This window comes from Pseudoclavibacter sp. RFBA6 (assembly GCF_002931575.1).
Lineage (GTDB): Bacteria > Actinomycetota > Actinomycetes > Actinomycetales > Microbacteriaceae > Pseudoclavibacter > Pseudoclavibacter terrae.
Genome location: NZ_PSUA01000003.1, coordinates 51,788 through 75,577, shown reverse-complemented (window position 1 = coordinate 75,577; position 23,790 = coordinate 51,788). Strand labels below are relative to the sequence as shown.

The following is a 23,790-nucleotide window of genomic DNA, read 5'->3' as shown; positions in this document are numbered from 1 at the left end:
AGCCATGGATCTCCTCGGGCATGCCTTCACCACCACCGATTGGGCCTCGCTGGAGCCGACCATCCACACCGGCACCACGGGCGAGGCGCGGTGGCGGACTCAGCAGATCGGTGAGACTCGCATCCGGATGGTCGACTACACGCCCGGCTACCTCGCCGACCACTGGTGCTCACGCGGGCACGTGCTGTTCGTGCTCGACGGCACGCTCGAGACCGAGCTCGACGACGGCCGCCTGGTCACGCTGAGCGCCGGACAGAGCTACCAGGTCGGAACCGACATGGAGGCCCACCGCTCGCGCACAGAGGCCGGCGCCCGGTTGTTCATCGTCGACTGATCGGAGAGGGCCGGGTCTGGACGGTCCGACCCGTCAAGCCCCGGCTCGGCGTGCGCCGCCAGTGCCACCGGTGCCGTCATCGTCGGGGTCAGACGGCAACGTCCCGTCGGCGGTCGCGGTCGCGGACGAGACGTCGGAGAGCTTCCCGAACGCGAAGACGTTCGCGAGCTTGCCAGCAGCCCCGAGCACGTCGCCTCTCTCCCCAGCCGGTTCCGCCCCCGACTTCTCCTCGCTCGCAGTCAGGTCCGCGGGGTCACCGATCGGATCGCCCGGGATCGAGTCCCCGAGTCGCTCATCGCTGTGCTGGTTGTCCTTCATGGCTGCTCCCGCCGTTGGCTTCCGTCAGCCACCAGGCAAGCACGTCATCCTCCGCGAACCTGACAAGGCGGCGCATCCGCGAGCGCCTCCGCACGTTCCGGGAGGGCCCCGTGTGACGATGGGGCATGCCCGTCGTCGAGTCCCGCTGCGTTGTCCCCGTCGACCCTGCGACAGCGTTCGCCGTGTCCCAGACCACCGGCGACGTGCGGCTTCGATGGGACCCGTTCATCCGCCGCCAGCGCTTCCTCGACGGAGCCGAACGGCCGGCGAAAGGGGTGCGCACCTTCACGGTGCACCGTCTCGGGTTCCGCATGGTCAGCGAGTACGTCTCATACAAGCCGCCGTCGAACGTCGGCATGAAGATGACAGAAGGGTCCTGGTTCTTCGAACGTCTCGGCGGCGGCTGGCGCTTCAGCCCCGCAGAGGACGAGTCCGGCGACGGCAGACCCGCGACGCTCGCCGTCTGGCGGTACAACTTCACCTGCAGGCCGAAATGGCTTGCCCCGCTCGCCGAGCGCATCGGCGGGGCGATCCTGCAACGCGACATCGATCGCCGCATCCGCGGATTCGCCCGAGGATGCGAGGACCCGGTGGTGCTCGCGGCGGTCGCAGCTGATCGCTGACGTGGGCAGCCCGTGAGGCGTCAGACGGATGCCCGTAGGGCCAGGCGTGCGGCGTCGGACACGGTCGCGGCCGTCCGCGCGAGCGCCTGCGTGTGCAGCTGCCACTGCTGCCAGAACAGGGGCACGTCGACCCAGCCCCGCGGGTCGATCCGCACCAGCGAAGGTTCGTCGTCGAGCTGCGGCTCCGGGACGAGCCCCCACCCGAAGCCGAGGCGGATCGCCGCGACGAAGTCGGCGGACGATGGCACGTAATGGCAGGGTGGGCTTCCTGGGTCGACCCCCACGGCCTGCAGGTAGCGGTCCTGCAGCGTGTCGGCTCGGTCGAAGACCACGACCGGTGCGTGTTGGAGGGCATCCGTCAGCGTCTCCCCTGGAACCTCGAACCAGCGCGCGGCGAAGCCGGGAGATGCCATGGGCACGTAGCGTATGGCCCCGAGCAGCACCGAGGTGCAGCCTTGGACTGGGGCCGGGTCGGCGGTGATGGCGGCCGTCACCGTTCCTCTCCGCAGCAGTTCCGTGGTCTGCGTCTCGTCGGCTCGGTGCAGCTCGAACGCGATCTCGTCGGCGAGCGGTGCGATCGCGGGAAGCAGCCACGTGGCGAGGGAGTCGGCGTTGACGGCGATGGGGAGGCGCTCGAGGGCGGGTCTTGCGTGGTCAGCGACCGCGCCGCTTCCGGAACCTGCACCGACACGACCGAGGATGCTGGATGCTTCCCGTCCGAGCGCGTCCAGCTGGCGGGCGAGGCGCAGCAGCACTTCACCGGACTCGGTCGGCGCGACGGGTTTGCTGCGCTGCAGCAGCACCCGGCCCGTCTCGTTCTCGAGCGCCTTGATGCGCTGGCTGATCGCGGACGGGGTCACGCGCAGTTCGCGGGCCGCGGCCTCGAAGGTGCCCGTCTCGACGGCGGAGCGGAGCGCGGCGAGACGCTGGGGGTCGAACCCGGACGTCGTGGCTGACATGAAGCCATGCTAATGATTGGCAAGGAACGTGAGCTGGACCCGGCAATGCGGTGCGCCATATCGTCGCGGCATGACCTTGGACCTGCTCACCCCTCTCGCCGGCTTCGGCTTCGGCCTGTCGCTCATCGTCGCGATCGGCGCGCAGAACGCGTTCGTGCTTCGGCAGGGGCTCTTGCGAAAGCACGTGCTCGCCGTCGTCGCCGTCTGCGCGCTCTCCGACGCGCTCCTGATCCTGCTCGGCGTGGGCGGAGCCGGCATCGTCTTCACCGCGCTCCCCTGGCTGACCACCGTCGTGCGCATCGCTGGGGCAGCATTCCTGCTCGGCTACGCGGTGCTCGCGGCCCGCCGGGCGATGACACCGAAGGCGATGGATGCGGACAGCCCCGCGGCATCCTCTGCCGCGCTCCCGACCGTGCTCACGTGCCTCGCGCTCACGTGGCTGAACCCGCACGTGTACCTCGACACGGTCGTGCTGCTCGGGTCGGTCGCGAACACGCACGGCGAGGCGCGTTGGCTGTTCGGTGCGGGCGCGGCTGTCGGAAGCGTCGTCTGGTTCGCCGCCCTCGGCTACGGGGCGCGCCTCCTGCAGCCGGTGTTCGCGAAGCCCGTCGCGTGGCGCGTCCTCGACGCCATCATCGCCGTCGTCATGGTCGGCATCGCGGCGTCGCTGCTGCTCGGACTGTGAGGAACGTCTGGGTCGCCTCGCCCAAGCGGATCCGGAAAACCCTTCAGCGTCGACCGCTATCGTCGCTCCAAGTCACTGCAGACCCCGAACGGAAGGCCAACGATGAGCGACCAGAAGATCTCCCACGACAGCGACGGCGACGAGAAGCCGAACGGCCTCGGCGAGGACGGCACGATCCCCGACTCCGACGACGGGGTCGCGGTCGGATACGACCCGGACGCCTCCACGTTCGAGCCTGAAGAGGACTGACCCCCGAGCCACGCAGCTGCGCGAGGGCCGGGCACGCCGCACGACGTCCCGGCCCTTCCGTCTGGGCGGAGTGCGCGGGACCGGCATCGGTCGCCGAGCGGACGGGCGTCAGTCGCGCTTCCAGACGGGACGGACCTTCCAAGCCACGAACGCGCTCGCCGCGAAAATCGCGCCGAGCATCGGCGGCACCCACGTCGCCACCGTGGAGTCCGGGCCGAGCGCGTGCGGCAGGACGAGGATGAGCGCGGCGCCCGACAGGACGACGACGGCGAAGAAGGCGAGGAACCGAGGGAGGGAGCGGCGCATGGCGCGACCCTACCCCGGGCCGCGTCGCGACTCACGGCCTCCGCACACGCACAATTGCGCGCGCACCCAGGACGAGACCGCAAGCTCGCACGATGAGCCATCAGATGCACGACAGCGAAGACAGCCTCCCCGAGAGCGACCAGCTCGAGAAGGACACCAGCTACTCCCCCGGCAGCGAGACGGAGACGCAGGAGAAGCAGGAGACGAGCACGGAGCGCGTGGATGAGGTCGACGGTGGCGTCGACCACGACATCGACGCCGACCAGGTGAACGTGCGCCCCGGCACGGGCGGCCCCGACGACGTGGGTGACATCGATGTCGACGTGGATGACATCAACTTCCCAAGCGCCGAGGAGGCGAGCAGGGCAGCCCCTACGGACGACTCGGCGACGAACTAGGCGGCGTCGTCCGGCTGGAGCACGAGCCGGTATCCCATGCCGGCCTCGGTCAGCAGGTGCCGCGGCGACGACGGCACCGGCTCGAGCTTCCTGCGCAGCTGCGACAGGTACAGCCTCAGATAGCCGGTGTCGTTGACATGCTCCGACCCCCAGATGCTGGTGAGCAGCATCTGCCGGGTCACGAGCCGCCCGGCGTTGCGCACGAGCAGCTCGAGCACCTGCCATTCCGTCGGCGTGAGGCGCACGTGCGTCGAATCCCCGCCGACGGTGCGAACGACGCTCTTCGCCGCCAGGTCGACCGACACGTCGCCGAACACGACGACCGGCTCACCGCCAGCCTGCGGGACTCGGCGCGACAATGCTCGGATGCGCGCGAGAAGCTCGTCGATGGAGAACGGCTTCGTGACGTAGTCGTCGGCTCCGGCGTCGAGCGCATCCACCTTGTCACCGGCCCCGCTGCGCCCCGAGACGACGAGGATCGGCGCCTCCGACCAACCCCGGATGGCCTCGATGACCTCGAGCCCGTCGAGCTCCGGCATGCCGAGGTCGAGGAGGTACAGGTCCGGGCGATGGTCGATCGCGACCGAGATGGCTTCCGCCCCGTTGCGGGCGATCAGCACCTTGTATCCCTTGGCGGTGAGGGTGATGCGCAGGGCGCGAAGCAGCTGCGGGTCGTCGTCTGCGACGAGGATCCTCATGCGCTCCCTCCATCCTTCGGCTGCGGCCCGGCGAGCGCCGCCGCCTCGATCGGCAGCGTCACGACCATCGTGACCCCGCCCCCGGGCGTGTCTTCGGGAACCAGTGTGCCGCGCATCCCCTCCACGAACCCCTTCGAGATGGCGAGACCCAGCCCGAGGCCGGTCGTGTTGTCGGTGTCGCCGAGGCGCTGGAACGGCTCGAAGACCTCACCGCGGCGCTCGGCGGGGATCCCTGGCCCGTGATCGACGACCCGGATCTGCACGTCGCCCCCGAACTGGCTGGTCGCGAGCCGGACCGGCCGACCCGGCGGCGAGTGGCGGACCGCGTTGGCGAGGAGATTGACCAGCACCCGCTGCAGCAGGGCCGGGTCGGCGGCGACGGAGGCGACGACGGGGTCGAGCGCGAGCTCAACGTCGGCCGGTCCGAGCCCCAGCTCGTCCAGCGACGGGAGGATCGCATCGGCCGGGTCGATGCTCATGACGGAGACGGCGAGCGCCCCCGACTGGAGGCGGCTCACGTCGAGGAGATCGGTCACGAGCGCGGCGAGCGTGCCGAGGCTCTCGTCCGCAGTCTCCAGGAGCTCGTCACGGTCGTGGTCGTCGAGTTCGTCGCCCGCGACGCGAAGGCCGGTGACCGCAGCTGTCGCGGATGCCAGGGGACGCCGGAGGTCGTGACTGAGCGCGGACAGCAGCGCCCGCCTGACCTTGTCAGAGGCGGCGAGCGGGGCGACCTCGTCGGCCGCCTCCCGCAGCTCTCGGTGCTCGACGGCCGCGCCGAGCTGCGCGACGATGACGGTCAGCAGCCGGCGCTCCGAGGCGTCGAGCTCGCGGCCGTGCAGCTCAAGGGCGACTCCCGACCCACCGGATGGCGCCGAGGTGACCGGAATCGAGGTGTGCCGGTCCCCACGCAGCGGCTCACCGCAGCTCGCGAGCACGCGCGGTTCGGTCTCGTCGCCCCGCGCATCCACGCCCCGCGCATCCTCGCCCCGCGCATCCACGAGCCGCACGCCCGCGAGGCCGAACGCCTCGCGCGTCCGCTCGACGAGGGCCTGCATCGCGTTCTGCCCACGGAGCACGCTGCCGGCGACGGTCTGCAGCAGCTGTGACTCCGCGGCCGCCCGACGGGCTTCGCGCGCCCTTCTCGCCGCCCGGTCGACGACGAAGCTCACGAGGGCTGCGATGACGAGATAGAGCACGATCGCGGTGACATGGCTCGGGTCGGTGATGAGGACGGTGCCGAACGGGGCGACGAAGAAGAAGTCGAGGGTGACGCCAGACAGCACGGCAGCGAAGAGCGCCGGCCAGAGGCCGCCGACCAGGGCGACGGCCACGACCAGCACCTGGTAGCTGAGGGCGTGCGTCGTGAACGAGTCGACGCTGCCGAGGGACGCGAGCAGCCAGGTGAGCAGCGGACCCGCGCCGAGGGCCAGCACGAAGCCGGCGATCCGGCGACGCGGGGTCAGCGCCCCGCCGAGCCTCGGCAGCCTGAGCCGGCCGCCAGCATCCGCATGGTTGACGATGTGCACGTCGATGGTGCCGGCGTCCCGAGTGACGGCGCTGCCCACGCTCGCGCCGGTGAGCAGCGCGGCGAGCCGATTGCGACGACTCACCCCGATGACGAGCTGCGTCGCGTTCACGGACCTCGCGAACTCGATGAGCGCCGCCGGGACGTCCTCGCCGACCACCTGGTGGTAGGTGCCGCCCAGCTGCTCGGCGAGCGCCCGCTGCCGCGCGAGATGCGCAGGATCCCCGACCCGCAAGCCGTCCTGGCTCGTCACGTGGAGCGCCAGCAGCTCGCCGCTGCCGGACCTCGCGGCGATACGGGCGCCGCGCCGCAGCAGCGTCTCTCCCTCCGCTCCCCCGGTCAGCGCGACGACGACCCGCTCGCGCGCCTCCCACGTCTCGTCGATGCCGTGCTCATCCCGGTAGCGCTTGAGCGACTGATCGACGTCGTCGGCGAGCCACAGCAGCGCCAGCTCTCGCAGTGCCGTGAGGTTGCCGAGGCGGAAGTAGTTGGAGAGCGCCGCGTCGATGCGTTCAGCCGGGTACACGAGCCCGCCGGCGAGGCGGTCCCGGAGCGCCTGCGGGGACAGGTCGACGACCTCGACCTGGTCGGCTCGCCGCAGCACGTCGTCAGGGATCGTCTCGCGCTGCGGAACCCCCGTGATCTGCTCGACCACGTCGTTCAGCGATTCGATGTGCTGGATGTTCACGGTCGAGATCACGTCGGTGCCGGCGGCGAGCAGCTCCTCGACGTCCTCCCAGCGCTTCCGGTTGCGGGCACCGGGGGCGTTCGTGTGCGCGAGCTCGTCGACCAGCGCGACCTCAGCACGCCGCCCGATCACCGCATCGAGGTCCATGTCCGTGAGCTCGACGCCGCGGTGGAGGTACGTCGCGCGTCCCACCACCTCGAGCCCGGCGGCCGCCTCGGCCGTCGCAGCCCGGCCGTGGGTCTCGACGACCGCGACGACCACGTCCGTGCCCGCCTCGCGCATCCTCGTGCCCTCGTGGAGCATCGCGAACGTCTTCCCGACGCCCGGGGCGGCGCCGAGCAGCACCCGCAGCCGTCCCCGCTTCGCCATGGGTCAGAGCTCCTTGCTTTCCTGGGTGGAGGGAGGGGTGGACGTTGAGAGGGACGCCGAGGGGTTCGCCTGCACGTCCTCGAGCGCCAGGTTGAGCTCCAGCACGTTGACGGTGGGCTCCCCGAGGAACCCGAGCGGAGGGGCGACGGTGTGCGCTGCGACCAGCGTACGGACCTGGGCGGCGTCGAGCGCGCGCGTCGCCGCGACTCGCTGCACCTGCAGGTCCGCGTACGCGGGGCTGATGTGCGGGTCGAGTCCCGACGCCGACGCCGTCACCGCATCCACCGGCACCGCGTCAGGCGCAACCCCGTTGAACTCGGCGACCTGCGCTCGGCGGTCCTCGATGGCGGTCACGAGATCCGGGTTCTCCGGCCCGAGGTTCGAGCCGGAGGAGGCGCCGGAGTCGTAGCCGTCCCCCGCCGCCGATGGGCGTGACTGGAAGTACTCGGGCAGCGGGTTGCCGTCGGCGTCGACGAACGACTGCCCGATGAGGCTCGAGCCGGCGACCGCGCCCGTGCCATCCCGCACCGCGGAGCCGTTGGCCTGCGCGCCGAATGCCGCCTGGCCGAGGCCGGTGATGACCAGCGTGTACCCGACGCCGAGGACGATGGTGAAGAGGAGCATCGCGCGGACGGCGACCCAGGCGGTGCGCGCCGCGGCGCGGGTTGCGGAGTTCATGGTGGGTGTCCCTTTCTGGGGCAGGTGTCGGGTCGGGGTTCAGAAGCCTGGGATGAGGCGGACGACGAGGTCGATGAGCCAGATCCCCACGAAGGGGGCGACGATGCCGCCCAGTCCATAGACCAGGAGGTTGCGGCCGAGCGTGCTCGAGGCGTTCGCGGGCCGGTACTTCACGCCCCGGAGTGCGAGCGGGACGAGCAGCACGATGACGACGGCGTTGAAGACGATCGCCGACAGCACCGCAGACGCCGGGGAGTGCAACCCCATGATGTTGAGGACGCCGAGCCCCGGGAAGACGCCCATGAACATGGCCGGGATGATCGCGAAGTACTTGGCGATGTCGTTCGAGATGGAGAACGTGGTCAGCGCACCCCTCGTGATGAGGAGCTGCTTGCCGATGCGCACCACGTCGATGAGCTTCGTCGGGTCGGAGTCGAGGTCGACCATGTTGCCCGCCTCCTTCGCCGCCGACGTGCCCGTGTTCATGGCGACACCCACGTCGGCCTGCGCGAGCGCCGGAGCGTCGTTGGTGCCATCCCCCGTCATCGCGACGAGGTTGCCGCCCTCCTGCTCGCGGCGGATGTAGGCGAGCTTCTGTTCCGGCGTCGCCTCGGCGAGGAAGTCGTCGACCCCGGCCTCCCTCGCGATCGCGGCGGCCGTGAGCGGGTTGTCGCCCGTCACCATGACGGTGCGGATGCCCATGGCGCGCAGCTCGGCGAACCGGTCGCTGAGGCCCTCCTTGACGACGTCCTTGAGGTGCACGACCCCGAGCACGCGGCCCGCCTGCCGTCCCTGCTCGCGGTCGGGCGCGTCCATCACCGCCACGACGAGCGGGGTGCCGCCGCTCTGCGAGACGCGGCTCGTCGCCTCCTCCAGCTCGGCGAGCTGGGCGGGACTCACGGGTGCCCCCTGCTCGCCGAGCCAGGCGGTGACCGCCGAGCCTGCCCCCTTGCGGATGCGTGCACCGTCCGGCAGGTCGAGCCCGGACATGCGGGTCTGCGCCGTGAACGGCACGATCTCGCCGCGCGTCGAGTCGGCTGCCTGCGCTTCGGCGTCGACGCCCTCGAGACGCGCGAGCTCGACGATCGAGACCCCCTCTGGAGTCGGGTCGGCAAGCGACGACAGTGCGGCAGCACGGACCAGGTCCTGGTCGCGCACCCCGGCCATCCGCACGAACTCGGACGCCCGACGGTTGCCGTACGTGATGGTGCCGGTCTTGTCGAGCAGCAGCGTCGTCACGTCACCGGCGGCCTCGACCGCGCGACCGGACATGGCGAGCACGTTGTGCTGCACGAGGCGGTCCATGCCCGCGATGCCGATGGCCGACAGCAGCGCCCCGATGGTGGTCGGGATGAGGCACACGAGCAGCGCGATGAGCACGGTGATGCTGACCGGCTTCGCCGCGTACGACGCGATCGGGTTGAGGGTGAGCGCGACCACGACGAACACGATCGAGAGCGACGCGAGGAGGATCGAGAGCGCGATCTCATTCGGCGTCTTCTGCCTCGACGCCCCCTCGACGAGCGCGATCATCCGGTCGACGAACGTCTCCCCGGGCTTCGAGGTGATGCGCACGACGATGCGATCGGAGAGCACGCGCGTGCCGCCCGTGACGGCGCTGCGGTCGCCGCCGGACTCGCGGATGACGGGGGCTGATTCGCCGGTGATGGCCGACTCGTCGACGGAGGCGATACCCGAGACGATGTCACCGTCGCCGGGGATGAGCTCGCCAGCCGCCACCGTGACGACGTCGCCGAGGGTCAGGTCGGCCGAGGAGACGTCGGTGGTGCCGACGCGCTCGGCCGCGGGGTCGGTCCCGGCGTCGTAGGCGTCGACGCGGTGCGCGACCGTGCTCGTGCGCGTCTGGCGGAGCGTCTCCGCCTGCGCCTTCCCGCGGCCCTCGGCGACTGCCTCTGCGAGGTTCGCGAACAGCACCGTCAGCCAGAGCCAGACCGCGATGGCCCACGTGAAGGAGGCGGGGATGACCGTGCCGCCGGAATCGGCGGGCCCGCCGAGGAACGGCTCGGCGATGGCAAGCGCGGTCGTGAACGCCGCGCCGACCCACACGATGAACATGACGGGGTTCCGCCACTGCTGACGCGGGTCGAGCTTGCGGATCGCGCCGGTCATCGAGGCTGGGAATGGGATGCTCTGCATGGTCAGGAGAGTCCTTCTGCGAGGGGGCCCAGTGCGAGCACGGGGAAGTAGGTGAGCGCGGTGATGAGCACGCTGACGCCGGCGAGGAGCGCCACGAACTGCGGCCGGTGGGTGGGGAGCGTGCCGACCGTCGACGGCACCTTGTCCTGGGCTGCGAGCGATCCGGCGAGAGCCAGCACGAGCACGATGGGGACGAATCTGCCGAGCAGCATGGCGAACCCGAGCGAGGTGTTCAGCCACGGCGTGTTCGCGGTGAGTCCGGCGAACGCCGAGCCGTTGTTGTTCGCGGCGGAGGTGAAGGCGTAGAGCACTTCGGAGAGGCCGTGCACGCCCGGGTTCCAGATGGAGGTCGCCTCCAGCTCGTCGCGGACGCCGGGGATCGCGAAGCTGAGGGCGACTCCCGTGAGCACGAGCGCCGGGGTGACGAGGATGAAGAGGCTGGCGAGCTTGATCTCCCGCGGCCCGATCTTCTTTCCCAGGTACTCGGGGGTGCGCCCGATGAGGAGGCCCGCGATGAAGACGGTGATGATCGCGAGCACCAGCATGGCGTACAGGCCGGAGCCGACCCCGCCCGGGGTGATCTCGCCGAGCATCATGTTGAGCATCGGCAGGAGCCCGCTGAGCGCGGTGTACGAGTCGTGCATGGAGTTGACGGCGCCGGTGGACGTGCCGGTGCTCGTCGTCGCGAAGAGCGTGGACCCGACGATGCCGAAGCGCTGCTCCTTGCCTTCCATGGCGCCGCCCGCCGCATCCGGTGCCGAGCCCATGCCGGCGGACTCGACGGCGGTGAGGATGGCGAACGACACCGTGAAGAGCGTCGCCATGACGGAGAGCACCGCGTAGCCCTGGCGGCGGTCTCCCACCATGACCCCGAAGGCGCGGGGCAGAGAGAACGGGATCGCCAGCATGAGGATGACCTCGAGCAGGTTCGTGACGGCGCTGGGGTTCTCGAAGGGGTGCGCGGAGTTCGTGTTGAAGAAGCCGCCGCCGTTGGTGCCGACGAGTTTGATCGCCTCCTGCGAGGCGACGGGCCCGCCCGGTATCGACTGCGTCGCCCCGGCGAGGGTGCTCACCTCGGTGAAGCCGTTGAAGTTCTGGATGACGCCGCCCGCGAGGAGCGCGATGGCCGCGATCGTGGAGAGGGGCAGCAGCAGGCGGAGGGTGCCTCTCGTGAGGTCGACCCAGAAGTTGCCGAGCGTGCCCGAGCGGCGGGCTGCGAGGCCCCGCACGAGGGCGATCGCGACGGCGAGCCCCACCGCCGCGGAGACGAAATTCTGGACCGTGAGCGCCGACAGCTGGACGGCGTACCCGAGGGTCACCTCTGGCGAGTAGGACTGCCAGTTGGTGTTCGCGACGAACGAGGCGGCCGTGTTGAACGAGAGGTGCTCCGATGGGGCCGGGAGTCCGAGCGAGTACGGCAGCCACTGCTGCGTGCGCTGCAGGAGGTAGACGAGCAGCACCCCGACGGCGGAGAACACGAGCACTCCGCGCAGGTAGGCCTGCCACGTCTGCGCAGACGACGGGTCGACGCCGATGAGCCGGTAGGCGCCCCGTTCGATCTTCCAGTCATCGGTGGATGAGTAGACACGAGCGATCCAGTCGCCGAGCGGGCGGTGGAGGGCGGCGAGGATGAGCGCGACCGTGAGGAACGCGAGGCTGGCGTGGAGCATGGTGGGGGCGTCCATCAGAATCGCTCGCCCCATCAGAAGCGATCAGGATTCACGAGGGCCACCACGAGGTAGGCGATCGCGGCGACGCCGAGGGCGACGGCGATGAACTCGAAGACGATCACAGCTTGTCGACCGCCTTTCCGAGAAGGCCGATGGCGGTGAAGAGGGCGATGGCGCCCGCGACGAAGACGAGGTCAAGCACTGAGACTCCGTTCGGAGGTGTGCAGCCAGCGGTGAGCGTGGCTGCGCGCCGTTCAGGCGCAGTCCCCGATACAACTCCTCGCGGGGCGCCTCTGTGCTCGCCCTAACGGAACCCATACGGGCGGCGTGCGAGTCCTCACGGAACGCGAACGATCGAGGCCACGGGTCGGGCCGGAGCGATCGCCGCTGCCGACAGTGCGGCCGCGATCCCGAACACCGGTCCCGGTGTCCCAGCGCCGAGCCCCCACCCCGCCAGCGCGGCCCCGAGCCCCTGCCCGAGCACCAGGACGACGAAGAGCATCGCGGTGCCAGCGGATGCGCGCTGCTCGTCGATCTCGGAGGTCCAGGTGATGAGGGCCCCCGTGGCGGCCGTGTACCCCCAGCCGAACGCGACGCACGCGAGGAGAGCGAGGGGACGCACGCCCGGGAAGAGGCCGATCAGTGCCGTGGACGCTGCGACGACGAGCGCGGTGAGCATCCACGCCCGCGTGGACCCGAGACGGCGAAGGGCGGCGGAGAGCGGAAGCACCAGGGCCCCGCCGAGCCCCAGGCACATCCATGCGAGCGCGGAGAAGTCGTCGGAGGCTCCCCCATCCACGAGCACCGTGCGCCCGAACGTCCACACGGCCGCCGAGCCAGCTCCGAGGAGCAGCGCGGCGCAGATCACCCGCATGTGCTGACCGAACCAGGCCCGCGGAGGAACGGCTGCCGACGCGCCATGGCGCTGCACTCGACCGTTCGAAGACCTCGCGGTCGAGATGAGCACGGCGACCGCGGAGAGGACTGTGAGGATCGCCGCGGCCGCCCATGCCAGTCGCCAGTCGGGCAGCAGGAGCAGGGCGAGTGCTCCGGCGAGCACGAGGCCCGGCCCGGTGCCCGCGTTGACGACGACCTGGAAGCGCTGCCCGCGGTCACCGCTCACGGCCCGCCTGAGGAGCTCGACCAGGGCAGGGGAGGCGAGGCCGGCCCCCGCTGAGCTGACGATGGCGAAGGCGGCGAAGCCCTCGACCTGTGACGCGACTGCCATGCCGAGGGCGCCGCCACCGGCCGTCGATGCCGCGCCCGCCACGAGGGTGCGCGGAATTCGGCCCGCCAGGAAGAACCCCACGATCGCGGCGACGCAGTACATCGCAGACGCTCCGCCCGAGACCACACCAGCCATCGAGGGGTCGAGGCCGAGTTCGGCCTCGATGTCCGGCAGGTAGAGCCCGTAGGCGAGGCGGACCAAGCCGTAGCAGGCGGCGATGAGGCCGACGCCGCCCACCACGAGGAGCCGCTGGACTCCATCACCAAACGAAAACGTACGTTTCATATTTGGAGCTTAGGGTGTGTACATGAGCATCCGCACATCGAGCGCGACGAAGCTCCTCGATGCCGCCGAGGAGCTCTTCTTCACGCAGGGCATCCACTCGACCCCGGTGGATGCCGTCATCGAGCGCGCGGGGGTCTCAGCGGCGACGATGTACCGCGGGTATGCGAGCAAGGAGGCACTCCTCGCGGCCACACTGACTCGTCGGCACACGGAGTGGCTCGCGACCTGGGATGCGGCCATCGCCCGCCAGGACTCGAGGGACGGACGCATCCTCGCCGTGTTCGACGCTCTCGACGCGTTCCGCGAGCATCCGGTGCGCGCCCAATGGTGCGCGTTCCTGGGCTCCGCCGCCGAGTACGCGGACGCGCCGGCCGAGGTTCGCGAGGCCATCGACACGGACACGACCACGCTCCGACGGAGACTCACTGCATCCATCGCCGGCGACGCGATGAACGCGACCACCCGCGACCGAGAGCTCGCCGACGAGCTGCTGCTGGTCGTCTCCGGCGATCTCGCGATGCGACTCCGCGACCCGAGACACACAACCGCATCAGCCCGGCGCATCGCGGCCGCCCTGCTGCGCGAGCACGCGAAGCACCCCACTGGCGCCTAGCGCTCAGCGCTCAGCGCTTGAGCAGCTTCCAGGCGGAGGGCAGCAGGGCACTGACGGCCGCGACCTTGATGGCGTCGCCAAGGAGGAACGGCAGGACCCCGAGCGCGAGCGCGGTGCCGAGGTCGACGCCAAGCGAGACCGCGAGCCAGGGGACGCCGGCCGCGTAGACGAGGAGCGTGCCGAGCACCGATGCACCGACCGTGGAAGCGACGTGGCGGTCGGCTCGGCGACGCGCGAGCGCGCCGACCGCGATCGCGGCGAGCACGTATCCGACGATGTAGCCGAACGACGGGAAGAGGACCCCGGATGCGCCGTCGGCGAAGATTGGCGCACCCAGCGCGCCGCCGGCCAGGTACAGGCCGGCGCTCGCGGCGGCGCGGACCGGGCCGAGGGAAGCACCGGTCAGCAGCACCGCGAAGGTCGCCAGCGAGACGGGCACGGGCGTGAACGGCAACGGGATGACGATGAAGCCCGCGGCGACGAGGAAGAGGGTGCCGCCGAGCACGAGCGCGATGTTCAGCAGGGCTTCCTTTCGTCCTCGGGCACGGGAACCGGTACTCACACCGGCACCAGCACCAGCACCAGCCCCTGCCACGAGGTCGGCGAGGACGCGAGGCACGGCGCCGCTGGCGGGACGCCCGACGGGGTTGATCGATTCGACACTCATAGGGGTGGGACCTTTCTCTCAGATCTCCTGAACGGTGTTCAGTGAACAGTGTTCAGTAGATTAGCCCCATGACACCCCGCGGTCCAGCCGGAGGCTCCGGCCTCGAGAAGCTCAGCCGTTCGGAGATCGTCACCACCGCTCTCGAGGTGCTGGATGAGCACGGCCTGCCGAACCTCTCGATGCGACGCATCAGCGACTACCTCGAGGTGCAGCCGAGCGCGCTCTACTGGCACTTCCCCAACAAGCAGTCACTGCTCGCTGCCGTGAGCGACCGCATCCTGCATCCCCTCACCGCCGAGACGTGGCTCTTCCCGCGAGCAGGGGGCGAGCCAGGCACGCAGCAGACGCGCACCCTTGCGATACAGCTCCGCACAGCGCTCCTCTCCCGCAGGGATGGCGCTGAACTCGTCTCGAGCTCCTTCGCCCTCGACCTGCTGACGGTCGACCTCCTGCGGATGATCGCCGGTGCCGCCCGCAGCGACTTCGACCTCGGCGGCGCAGGCAGCCGCACCTGCGCGGACGCGGTCGTGCACTACACGATCGGGCAGGTGTTCCACGAGCAGCAGCAGGCCCACGCCGCCGCGGTCGGCGCCGTCCAAGCCAGCACCCCTCACCCGCTCGGCCCGCAGGATCCGACGGATCGCTTCACCGCAGGCCTGGAGCTGATCCTCGCCGGCGCCGCGGGGCTGGCGACGGACGAGCCGAGCACCGCCCCCTAGGCGAAGTCGACGTGCTGCAGCACCCAGGTGTGCATCGCGACAGCCGCCGCAGCTGAGGCGTTGATCGAGCGGGTCGAGCCGAACTGCGAGATCTCGAGCACCGCATCCGAGACCTCGACCGCCTCCTCCGAGACCCCGGGACCCTCCTGCCCGAACAGCAGCACGCACCGCTCCGGCAGCTCGTACGTCTCGATGGGAACGCAGCCAGGCACGTTGTCGATGGCGAGGACCGGCATCTCCTCACTCCTCGCCCAGTCGATGAACGCGGCGACACTCTCGTGGTGCACGACGTGCTGATACCGATCGGTGACCATCGCGCCGCGCTTGTTCCAGCGGCGCTTGCCGACGATGTGCACGGTGTCCGCCGCGAACGCATTGGCGCTGCGCACGATCGAACCGATGTTCATGTCGTGCTGCCAGTTCTCGATGGCGACGTGGAACGCGTGGCGCTTCGTGTCGAGATCGGCGACGATCGCGGCCATCGACCAGTACCGGTAGCGGTCGATCACGTTGCGCCGGTCGCCGTGCTCGAGCAGCTCCGCGTCATACCAGGGCCCTTCCGGCCACTCCTCGCGGCCGCCGGGCCAGGGGCCGACCCCGTGCGGGGCGTCGTCTTCGCTGCCGAACTGCTGCTGATCGCTCACCGCCACAGCCTAGGCGCGCGTGGCGTACACTGCACTTAGAGTCGAACTGACTCTAAGTCAGAGAAGAGGTGAAGGATGCCACCCACCAACGCGGCCCTCGCCGTCTCCACGGTGATCTTCGCGCTGCGCCCGTCACCTCCCTCATCGCACCGCGCCTCCACGCCCACGATCTGGGTGCCGCTCGTCCGGCGGCAGCGACAGCCGTTCATCGACCTCCTCGCCCTGCCAGGAGGGCCGCTCGGCGACGAGGACCTCGCCGCCGCCGCATCGCGCACCCTCTTCGAGACGATGCGCCTCGCCCCCAAGTACCTTGAGCAGCTCTACGCCTTCGGCGACGCCGACCGCGTCTTCGGTGCCGACCCGCGGGTCGTGTCCGTCGTCTACTGGGCGCTCGTCGGCAACGACGAGGCGAGCTCGGCCCGCCTCGGCGACAACGTGCGCTGGCACCCCGTCGACGACCTCCCTCCCCTCGCCTTCGACCACCGACGCATCATCGACTACGCCCTCTGGCGACTCCGCAACAAGGTGGAGTACAGCTCCATCGCGCACAGCTTCCTCGGCGAATCCTTCACCATCGCCCAGCTGCGGGAAGTCTACGAAGCCGTCCTCGACCGTCCCATCGACGCCGCCAACTTCCGCCGCGACATGCTCGCCTCGAACTCGCTCGCCGAGACCGGCGAGACCCTCGCCGGCACCAGGCACCGACCCCCGAAGCTCTACAGGTACATCGAGGCACCCGCCCCGTCCGAGCAGAGCCCCCTCCTCAAAACCTCCCCCGCCGCGAAGGGCAGACCCCATGACCACAACCGCCTCAGTGCACACCACGATCACGCGCATCCAGAGCGGCAAGCAGACCGGCGAGAGCTGCTCACCGGAGCTCGTGAAGTCGCCGTGGGCGTTCGACCTGCAAGCGCCGTCCTACGGGCCTGGGGCGTCAATGGCCGACCGGCTGCCACCGACGGCACCAAGGCAGGAGCTGCTGCCCGAGGAGTACCGGACCGCGAGTGACGCGGAGATCCACGCCCGCATCCTCACCGCCAAGGCGACCCTCGGCGACCGCGTCGTGACCCTCGGCCACTTCTACCAACGCGACGAGGTCGTGCAGTACGCCGACTTCATCGGCGACTCCTTCCAGCTCGCCAATGCCGCGCAAGCCAAGCCGGAGGCAGAGGCCATCGTGTTCTGCGGCGTGCACTTCATGGCCGAGACGGCAGACATCGTGTCGGCGCCGGAGCAGGTCGTGATCCTCCCGAACCTCGCGGCCGGATGCTCCATGGCAGACATGGCCGACAGCGACTCCGTCGAAGAGTGCTGGGAGCAGCTCGCCGACCTCTACGGGACGCAGCCGGGCGCCGATGGCCGCGTGCCCGTCATCCCCGTCACCTACATGAACTCCTCCGCCGAGCTGAAGGCCTTCTGCGGCCGCAACGGCGGCATCGTCTGCACGTCATCGAACGCCGAGACCGTGCTGCAGTGGGCGTTCGAGCGCGGGCAGCGGGTGCTGTTCTTCCCCGACCAGCACCTCGGCCGCAACACCGCGAAGGCCATGGGCGTGCCGCTCGAGGAGATGCCGCTCTGGAACTCGCGCCGCCCCCTCGGCGGGCAGACCCCCGAGACGCTCGACGCCGCCAAGGTGATCCTCTGGAACGGCTTCTGCTCGGTGCACAAGCGCTTCACCGTCGCCCAGATCGAGAAGGCCCGCGCAGAGTACCCCGAGGTGCGCGTCATCGTGCACCCCGAGTGCCCCATGGCGATCGTCGACGCGGCCGACGAGTACGGCTCCACCGACTACATCACGAAGGCCATCGCGGCCGCCCCCGACGGCTCTGTCTTCGCGATCGGCACCGAGATCAACCTCGTGCAGCGCCTCGCCGCCGAGTACCCGCAGCACACGATCTTCTGCCTCGATCCGGTCGTGTGCCCGTGCTCGACGATGTACCGCATCCACCCCAGCTACATCGCCTGGGTGCTCGAGGGGCTCGTGGCCGGCGAGGTGCGCAACCAGATCAGCGTGCCAGCGAGCGTCGCCGAGCCGGCCAGGGTCGCGGTCGAGCGGATGCTCGCGGCCCGGCCCGACACGACGATGGCGTCCTGACGTGGGTGCGGGCGCTGACGCTCGGCTGCGGGTGCTTGTCGTTGGCACCGGCATCGCGGGTCTGACCGTGGCGCTGGCGGCGGCCGCCGACGGGCACGACGTGGTGGTCGCCACGAAGTCGACGCTCGGCGACACGGCCACCTCCCATGCGCAGGGCGGGATCGCGGCAGTACTCGCGGCTGGTGCTCATGCGAGCGCTGGTGACAGCGTCGAGTCGCACGTGCGCGACACGCTCGCAGCCGGCGCGGGGCTCGGCGACCGGCGAGCGATCGACGTGCTCTGCGGTTCGGCGGATGCGCGCATCCGCGACCTGGTCGCCCTCGGCACGCGCTTCGACCGGGTTTACGTCGCTGAGGCCGCCGCCGCCGCGAGCGACAGCGCAGAACCGCCTTCCTCGCCCGCATGGACGAGTCGCTCTGAAGGGCCGTCCCCCGTCCCAGACGGCGACCATCTGCGGCAGCTCGCGCGCGGGCTCGAGGCCGCGCACTCGCATCCGCGCATCCTGCACGCCTTCGGCGACGGCACCGGGCGCGAGATCCAGCGAGCGTTGAGCGATGCCGTCCGCGCGGCGGCCGAACGCGGCGAGCTCCAGCTGCTGGAGCACACCTTCCTCGTGGACCTCGCCGTGAGCACCGCAGCAGACGACGTCGATCCAGCAGCCACGCGTGTGGTCGGCGCGTGGCTGCTCGGCCCGGATGACAGAACACCCGGCTTCTTCGAGGCCGACGCGGTTGTGCTCGCGACGGGCGGCGCCGGCCAGCTCTTCGCGCACACGAGCAACCCCGAGGTCGCGACGGGCGACGGCATCGCAGCCGCCGCCCGTGCCGGAGCTGAGATCGCTGACCTGGAGTTCGTGCAGTTCCACCCGACCGTGCTCGCCGGATCCGGGGGCGCGCTCATCTCGGAGGCCGTGCGCGGAGAAGGCGCTGTGCTGCTCAACGATGCGGGCGAACGGTTTCTGGTCGGCGTGCACCCCGATGCCGAGCTCGCACCGCGAGACGTCGTTGCGCGCGGCATTGCCGACGAGATGGCGAAGCAAGGCGGACGCCCAGTGCGGCTCGACGCGACGCATCTGGGCCGGGAGTTCCTCGAGCGCCGCTTCCCGAGCATCACGGCGCGCATCGACGGGGCCGGGCTGGACTGGTCGCTCGAGACGGTGCCGGTCACGCCCGCGGCGCACTACCTGATGGGCGGTGTCGTCACCGACCTGTTCGGGCGGACGAGCATCCCGGGCCTCTACGCGGCGGGCGAGACGGCCCGCACGGGCGTGCACGGCGCGAACCGTCTCGCATCGAATTCACTCCTCGAGGGCGCCGTCTTCGGGCACCGCGTCGCGGAGGCGCTGCCGGGCCAGGCCCGTCCCGGCCGCGTCTCGGACGCCGCGGACTCCCCGTTCCCTGACCAACTTCAGTGCAAAAACACCTCGATTCGAGAGCTCCGGGCGAATTCCGGCCAGAATCGCACTGATGTTGGACAGCGGACGGCCAGCGATGCAGCTCCTGCCTTCTCGCGGGCCGCGCTGCAGACGCTCATGTGGGCGAACTCGGGCCTGCACCGCAGCGGCGCCGCACTCGAAGATGCCAAGCGGGTCATCGCCGCCTGGGCGGACGACCGAGACGCCGCCGGACCGGACTCGTCGCTCGCCGACCGTGAGGACACCAACCTGCTCCTGCTCGCTCGCCTCACGGTGGCGGCCGCACTGACCCGTCGGGAGTCAGCCGGCGCGCACTTCCGGGCAGACCACCCCTCCGCCAGCGAGCCACACACTCACACCCACACCCAAACCCAAACCCAAACCCAAACCCAAACCCATCTTCCCCATCTAGAGAGAGCCATGGCGCGCTGATGCTCACCCCTGCCCACATCGTGACGACCGTGAGCGCCGCTCTGCTCGAGGACGCCCCCTGGGGTGACGTCACGGCCTCGGCGCTCATCCCGCACGACGCCACCGCGAGTGCCACCCTCGTCGCACGCGAGGCCGGCGTGCTCTCGGGGATCGAGGTGTTCGCGTCGTCCTTCCGGCTCACGGATGCGCGCATCCAGGTCGATCTGCACGCCGACGACGGTGACGAGTTCGCCGCAGGGGACGTGCTGGCGACCGTCGCGGGCCCGGCGCGTTCGGTGCTCACGGCGGAGCGGGTGGCGTTGAATTTCGCGCAGCGCATGAGCGGCGTCGCGACGCTCACCCGCAGCTACGTCGACGCGGTCGCGCACACGTCAGCGCGCATCACGGACACGCGCAAGACGACCCCCGGGCTGCGCGCCTTCGAACGGCATGCCGTGGCGAGCGGTGGCGGCCGGAACCACCGCTTCTCGCTGTCTGACGCGGTCATGGCGAAGGACAATCACCTCGCCGTGCTCCTGCAGCAGTCGGGCCTCGGGCTGACGGAAGCGCTGCTCGCGGCGAAGGACAAGCTGGGCCACACGACGCACTTCGAGGTGGAGGTCGACCGGCTCGACCAGGTCGGCCCGGTCCTCGCGGCCGGCGTGGACACGATCATGCTCGACAACTTCTCGCTGGCCGAGCTGCGTGAGGGCGTCGCGCTCATCAACGGGCAGGCGGTCGTCGAGGCGAGTGGCGGAGTGAACCTCGACACGGTCGCGTCGATCGCGGAGACGGGTGTCGACGTCATCTCGGTCGGCGCCCTCACTCACAGCGCGCGAGCCATCGACCTGGGCCTCGACATGGCACTCGAGGCCGCGGCCGAGCCTAGACCAGCCAGGCGCTGACATGCTTCACCTCGATGCCGCCGCGACGTCTCCGGTCCGGGAGGAGGCGCTCGCCGCGGCGTGGCCCTTCCTGACCGCGTCGTTCGGCAATCCGTCGAGCACGCACGGGCTCGGCGAGCAGGCCTCCGCCGCCCTTGCCGATGCCCGCAAGGCAGTGGCGGCTGTCCTCGGCTGCCGGTCGTCCGAGGTGGTCTTCACCTCGGGAGGCACCGAGGCGAACAACCTCGCGATCAAGGGCATCGCTCTCGGGAATCCGCGCGGGCGGCACCTCGTGACGAGCCGCGTCGAGCACGAGTCGGTGCTCGCATCCGCCGACTACCTCGCGCGTCTCCACGGCTTCGAGGTGACGTTCGTCGACGTGGATGCGGCTGGCTTGGTCAGCGAGGAGTCCCTGGCCGCGGCCCTCCGTGAGGACACGACCCTGGTGTCGCTCGCGACGGCGAACAACGAGGTCGGCACGGTGCAGGACATCCCGGCGCTGGTCGCCGTCGCCCAGGCCAGCGGGGTGCCGTTCCACACCGACGCGATCCAAGCGGCCGGCTCGCTCGACGTCTCGATGACTGCGACGGGGGTGGATGCGGTGAGCCTGTCGGGTCACAAGCTGGGCGCTCCGAAGGGTGTCGGGGTGCTCGCGGTGCGCTCGCGGCTTCCGCTGGAGCCCCTCATCCATGGCGGCGGGCAGGAGCGAGGGCGCCGGTCCGGTACGGAGAATGTGGCGTTCGCGGTGGCGTTCGCGGTCGCGCTGCGGCTCGCGGATGCTGACCGGCGCGCGGAAGCTGAGCATCGGCCGCCTTCGAGCATCGGTGACCTGCCCGCGAGCCCACGCGACGTGTTCGTCGCCGACGTGCTCTCGCGCATCCCGGCTGCGCGGCTCACGGGCCACGCGTCGGCTCGCCTCCCCCGCCACGCGTCGTTTGTGCTTCCGGGGGTGAACGGGGAGACGGTGCTGCTGGAGCTCGAGCGGCGAGGCGTGCTCGCGTCTGCGGGGGCGGCCTGCGCGGCCGGCCACGACGAGCCGTCGCACGTGCTGCTCGCGTTGGGGATCCCCGAGGACGACGCCCGCACCGCCCTGCGGTTCACGTGGGGAGCATCCACGACCTCCCTCGACCTCGGCGGCGTCGCTGAAACCCTCGCTGCCGTGTTCGAGACGGTCACCGCCCTGAGCCGCTCTTCCACCCTGCACTAGGGTGTGGCGTTGCAGCATTCGGCCGACCACGGAGGAACGACATGACCTACGGACACGCTCCGGCCGGCCAGCCGGCTCTTCACCAGCCGTACTCCGGGGCTCCGTTCCCCGAGGCGATCGTTCGCTTCGTGAAGAAGAGGTTCGTCTACCGCGGCCGTGCGAGCCGCAGCGAGGCACCGGGCCAGTACAACGCACCGAACCGGTACCCGTCAGCGCCGCAGTCTGACCCGTACTCAGCTCCGGATGCCTGGAACGGCCCGTCCTCGACGGACGCCGGCCAGACACGCTAGCCCCGCAAACCGGGCCAAACTGCCAGCCTCAGCGGCTCAGCGACTCAGCGACTTCGCTTGGCCCGCTTGGGTGCGGCCGACAGCAGGCGCGAGCCGTCTTTCGTGAGCTTGCGGTACTCGACGCGCTCTGGGCCGAGGCGTGTGCGCATCGTGCGGAGCGCATCCACTGAGGCGTCGACGGTCACGACTCGGCGGCCGCACTCCCGGGCGACGGCTGCCGTCGTGCCGGATCCGCCGAAGAAGTCGGCCACCCAGTCGCCCTCGCGGCTGGATGCTCGGATCATGCGCCGCAGCAGCCCGGCCGGTTTCTGTGTGGCGTAGCCGGTGCGCTCCTTGCCGGTCGGCGACACGATGGTGTGCCACCACACGTCGGTGGGCAGCTTGCCGCGCTCACGCTTCGCCTCGGTCACGAGGCCGGGTGCCATGTAGGGTTCCCGGTCGACCTCGGCTGCGTCGAAGTGGTACCGCTTCGGGTTCTTCACGTAGACGAGGATCGTGTCGTGCTTCGCGGGCCAGCGCTTCGAGGTGCGCGCCCCGTAGTCGTAGGCCCAGATGATCTCGTTGAGGAACTTGTCGCGCCCGACGAGCGCGTCGAGCACGACCTTCGCGTAGTGCGACTCCCGGAAGTCGAGGTGCAGGTAGAGGGTGCCGGTCTCGTCGAGGAGCCGCCATGCCTCCACGAGGCGCGGTTCGAGGAAGCCCCAGTAGTCGGCGAACTCGTCGTTGAACGCCGACAGCTCGCCGAGGGTGTGCTCGTAGCTGCGCCCCTGGAATCCGGTGCGGGTCAGCGGGGTGGATGCTGGGGCCTCGTCGTGTGCGAGCGCCTCGCCGAGTTCGGCGGCCTCGACGGCCTCCTCAGCCGGGGACTGCCGCTTCACCTTGATGGACTGGCGCTTCTGCTGTTTGCCGGTGTTGAAGGGCGGGTCGAGGTAGATGACCTGGAAGGCGCCGTCGGGGAGGCGGCGCATGGCGTCGAGGTTGTCGCCGTGCACCACGAGGTCGGGGCCGGCGGCGTTCCACAGCGAGGTCACCTGTCGAGATTAACGTCATTCGTTGCGCTGAGCGCGCACGCTAGTGTTCTCGCCATGATGGTGAACCTCGACGACGGCCGCACGATGAAGCAGCGGATGCTCGCAGGCGAGCTGTACCACGCGGACGACCCGGAGCTGGCAGCGGGTGCGGAACGCGCCACCCGGCTGCAGGCGGAGTACAACGCGACGTTCCCGGTCGACGGGGAGCGCGCGTCCGCGATCCTGGCGGAGCTCATCGGCAGTCTCGGCGAGGGGGTCGCCGTGAAGGCGCCCCTGTACGTCGACTACGGCTCGAACATCACGATCGGCGATGGCACGTTCGTGAACGTGGGTCTCGTCGCCCTCGATGTGACACCGATCACGATCGGAGCGCACTGCCAGATCGGGCCGAACGTGCAGCTGCTGACGCCGACGCATCCGCTCGACCCTGAGCCTCGACGCGAGGGCTTTGAGGCCGGCGCGCCGATCACGCTGGGTGACAACGTGTGGCTCGGCGGGGGCGTCATCGTCTGCCCGGGTGTCACGATCGGCGAGAACACGGTCGTGGGTGCAGGAGCCGTCGTGACGAAGGATCTGCCGCCGAACGTCGTCGCCGTCGGGAACCCGGCCCGGGTCATCCGCACCCTCGACTAGCACGGAGCATCC

General features: G+C 70.3%; 26 protein-coding genes and 1 pseudogene. 14 read left to right on the top strand and 13 right to left on the bottom strand.

Going from position 1 to position 23,790, the window contains the following annotated elements; all coding sequences use genetic code 11:
• Positions 1-4: 4 nt before the first annotated feature.
• A complete protein-coding gene (locus C5C17_RS00925) occupies positions 5-334 on the top strand; it encodes a DHCW motif cupin fold protein (RefSeq protein ID WP_104251500.1) in 330 nt (109 codons plus the stop codon).
• A gap of 33 nt (positions 335-367) precedes the next feature.
• Here the strand turns inward: C5C17_RS00925 and C5C17_RS00920 are convergent, their stop codons facing one another.
• Positions 368-652 carry a hypothetical protein gene (locus C5C17_RS00920; protein ID WP_104251499.1) on the bottom strand — a complete coding sequence of 95 codons (285 nt, stop codon included), beginning with the start codon at positions 650-652 and terminating at the stop codon, positions 368-370.
• Between the two features lie 125 nt (positions 653-777).
• Between C5C17_RS00920 and C5C17_RS00915 the strand changes: the two genes are divergently transcribed.
• Positions 778-1,275: an SRPBCC family protein gene (locus C5C17_RS00915; protein ID WP_104251498.1), complete on the top strand. Its 498-nt coding sequence runs from the start codon at positions 778-780 to the stop codon at positions 1,273-1,275.
• A gap of 20 nt (positions 1,276-1,295) precedes the next feature.
• On the opposite strand, the gene C5C17_RS00910 is transcribed toward C5C17_RS00915, so the two are convergent.
• On the bottom strand, positions 1,296-2,234 hold the full coding sequence (locus C5C17_RS00910; protein WP_104251497.1) for a LysR family transcriptional regulator ArgP: 939 nt from the start codon (positions 2,232-2,234) through the stop codon (positions 1,296-1,298).
• Positions 2,235-2,304: 70 nt separating this feature from the next.
• Here C5C17_RS00910 and C5C17_RS00905 point away from each other — a divergent pair, with 70 nt between their 5' ends.
• Positions 2,305-2,919 carry a LysE/ArgO family amino acid transporter gene (locus C5C17_RS00905; protein ID WP_104251496.1) on the top strand — a complete coding sequence of 205 codons (615 nt, stop codon included), beginning with the start codon at positions 2,305-2,307 and terminating at the stop codon, positions 2,917-2,919.
• Positions 2,920-3,021: 102 nt separating this feature from the next.
• The gene (locus C5C17_RS18435) at positions 3,022-3,168 is read left to right on the top strand and encodes a hypothetical protein (RefSeq protein WP_181028420.1); all 147 of its coding nucleotides are present in this window, start codon (positions 3,022-3,024) and stop codon (positions 3,166-3,168) included.
• 108 nt (positions 3,169-3,276) lie between these two features.
• Here C5C17_RS18435 and C5C17_RS00900 read toward each other — a convergent pair whose 3' ends face one another.
• On the bottom strand, positions 3,277-3,474 hold the full coding sequence (locus C5C17_RS00900; RefSeq protein ID WP_104251495.1) for a hypothetical protein: 198 nt from the start codon (positions 3,472-3,474) through the stop codon (positions 3,277-3,279).
• A 92-nt stretch (positions 3,475-3,566) separates the two neighbouring features.
• Here C5C17_RS00900 and C5C17_RS00895 point away from each other — a divergent pair, with 92 nt between their 5' ends.
• Positions 3,567-3,872 carry a hypothetical protein gene (locus tag C5C17_RS00895; protein WP_104251494.1) on the top strand — a complete coding sequence of 102 codons (306 nt, stop codon included), beginning with the start codon at positions 3,567-3,569 and terminating at the stop codon, positions 3,870-3,872.
• On the opposite strand, the gene C5C17_RS00890 is transcribed toward C5C17_RS00895, so the two are convergent.
• From C5C17_RS00890 to C5C17_RS00860, 7 genes are all read right to left on the bottom strand, one after another.
• Complete coding sequence (locus C5C17_RS00890; protein ID WP_104251493.1) at positions 3,869-4,570, bottom strand: response regulator transcription factor; 702 nt, start codon at positions 4,568-4,570, stop codon at positions 3,869-3,871. The genes C5C17_RS00895 and C5C17_RS00890 overlap by 4 nt on opposite strands.
• Positions 4,567-7,152: an ATP-binding protein gene (locus tag C5C17_RS00885; RefSeq protein ID WP_104251492.1), complete on the bottom strand. Its 2,586-nt coding sequence runs from the start codon at positions 7,150-7,152 to the stop codon at positions 4,567-4,569. The genes C5C17_RS00890 and C5C17_RS00885 overlap by 4 nt, the downstream gene beginning before the upstream one ends.
• A 3-nt stretch (positions 7,153-7,155) precedes the next feature.
• A complete protein-coding gene (gene kdpC, locus C5C17_RS00880; protein WP_104251491.1) occupies positions 7,156-7,830 on the bottom strand; it encodes a potassium-transporting ATPase subunit KdpC in 675 nt (224 codons plus the stop codon).
• 39 nt (positions 7,831-7,869) lie between these two features.
• Complete coding sequence (gene kdpB / locus C5C17_RS00875; protein ID WP_104251490.1) at positions 7,870-9,987, bottom strand: potassium-transporting ATPase subunit KdpB; 2,118 nt, start codon at positions 9,985-9,987, stop codon at positions 7,870-7,872.
• 2 nt (positions 9,988-9,989) lie between these two features.
• Positions 9,990-11,657, bottom strand: a complete 1,668-nt coding sequence (gene kdpA, locus C5C17_RS00870; protein ID WP_374953883.1) for a potassium-transporting ATPase subunit KdpA — start codon at positions 11,655-11,657, stop codon at positions 9,990-9,992.
• A gap of 32 nt (positions 11,658-11,689) precedes the next feature.
• Complete coding sequence (locus C5C17_RS00865) at positions 11,690-11,779, bottom strand: potassium-transporting ATPase subunit F (RefSeq protein WP_104251488.1); 90 nt, start codon at positions 11,777-11,779, stop codon at positions 11,690-11,692.
• A 215-nt stretch (positions 11,780-11,994) separates the two neighbouring features.
• Positions 11,995-13,170, bottom strand: a complete 1,176-nt coding sequence (locus C5C17_RS00860) for an MFS transporter (protein ID WP_104251487.1) — start codon at positions 13,168-13,170, stop codon at positions 11,995-11,997.
• Positions 13,171-13,192: 22 nt separating this feature from the next.
• On the opposite strand from C5C17_RS00860, the gene C5C17_RS00855 reads away from it, so the two are divergent.
• Complete coding sequence (locus C5C17_RS00855) at positions 13,193-13,783, top strand: TetR/AcrR family transcriptional regulator (protein ID WP_104251756.1); 591 nt, start codon at positions 13,193-13,195, stop codon at positions 13,781-13,783.
• A gap of 10 nt (positions 13,784-13,793) precedes the next feature.
• Here C5C17_RS00855 and C5C17_RS00850 read toward each other — a convergent pair whose 3' ends face one another.
• Positions 13,794-14,450 (bottom strand): biotin transporter BioY, encoded by a 657-nt coding sequence (locus C5C17_RS00850; protein ID WP_104251486.1) that lies wholly within the window; start codon positions 14,448-14,450, stop codon positions 13,794-13,796.
• A 68-nt stretch (positions 14,451-14,518) separates the two neighbouring features.
• Between C5C17_RS00850 and C5C17_RS00845 the strand changes: the two genes are divergently transcribed.
• Positions 14,519-15,169, top strand: coding sequence for a TetR family transcriptional regulator (locus C5C17_RS00845; protein WP_104251485.1), 651 nt, complete (start codon positions 14,519-14,521; stop codon positions 15,167-15,169).
• Here C5C17_RS00845 and C5C17_RS00840 read toward each other — a convergent pair.
• Positions 15,166-15,813, bottom strand: coding sequence for a TrmH family RNA methyltransferase (locus C5C17_RS00840; RefSeq protein WP_104251484.1), 648 nt, complete (start codon positions 15,811-15,813; stop codon positions 15,166-15,168). The two genes, C5C17_RS00845 and C5C17_RS00840, sit on opposite strands and share 4 nt — an antisense overlap.
• A 75-nt stretch (positions 15,814-15,888) precedes the next feature.
• Between C5C17_RS00840 and C5C17_RS00835 the strand changes: the two are divergent.
• The 6 genes and pseudogenes from C5C17_RS00835 to C5C17_RS00810 form a co-directional block, all read left to right on the top strand.
• Positions 15,889-16,575 (top strand): annotated as a pseudogene (locus C5C17_RS00835) (NUDIX domain-containing protein); the annotation flags it as partial.
• Between the two features lie 34 nt (positions 16,576-16,609).
• The gene (gene nadA / locus C5C17_RS00830) at positions 16,610-17,908 is read left to right on the top strand and encodes a quinolinate synthase NadA (protein ID WP_104251483.1); all 1,299 of its coding nucleotides are present in this window, start codon (positions 16,610-16,612) and stop codon (positions 17,906-17,908) included.
• Positions 17,909-17,939: 31 nt separating this feature from the next.
• A complete protein-coding gene (locus C5C17_RS00825; RefSeq protein WP_104251755.1) occupies positions 17,940-19,754 on the top strand; it encodes an L-aspartate oxidase in 1,815 nt (604 codons plus the stop codon).
• The gene (nadC, locus tag C5C17_RS00820) at positions 19,754-20,638 is read left to right on the top strand and encodes a carboxylating nicotinate-nucleotide diphosphorylase (RefSeq protein WP_104251482.1); all 885 of its coding nucleotides are present in this window, start codon (positions 19,754-19,756) and stop codon (positions 20,636-20,638) included. Before C5C17_RS00825 ends, nadC begins: the two co-directional genes overlap by 1 nt.
• 1 nt (position 20,639) lies before the next feature.
• The gene (locus tag C5C17_RS00815) at positions 20,640-21,824 is read left to right on the top strand and encodes a cysteine desulfurase family protein (RefSeq protein WP_104251481.1); all 1,185 of its coding nucleotides are present in this window, start codon (positions 20,640-20,642) and stop codon (positions 21,822-21,824) included.
• A gap of 41 nt (positions 21,825-21,865) precedes the next feature.
• Positions 21,866-22,114, top strand: coding sequence for a hypothetical protein (locus tag C5C17_RS00810; protein WP_104251480.1), 249 nt, complete (start codon positions 21,866-21,868; stop codon positions 22,112-22,114).
• Between the two features lie 44 nt (positions 22,115-22,158).
• On the opposite strand, the gene C5C17_RS00805 is transcribed toward C5C17_RS00810, so the two are convergent.
• Positions 22,159-23,082 carry a site-specific DNA-methyltransferase gene (locus C5C17_RS00805; protein WP_104251754.1) on the bottom strand — a complete coding sequence of 308 codons (924 nt, stop codon included), beginning with the start codon at positions 23,080-23,082 and terminating at the stop codon, positions 22,159-22,161.
• Positions 23,083-23,199: 117 nt separating this feature from the next.
• On the opposite strand from C5C17_RS00805, the gene C5C17_RS00800 reads away from it, so the two are divergent.
• Entirely contained in the window at positions 23,200-23,778 is a 579-nt protein-coding gene (locus C5C17_RS00800; protein ID WP_104251479.1) for a sugar O-acetyltransferase, read from the top strand.
• The last annotated feature ends 12 nt before the right edge of the window (positions 23,779-23,790 follow it).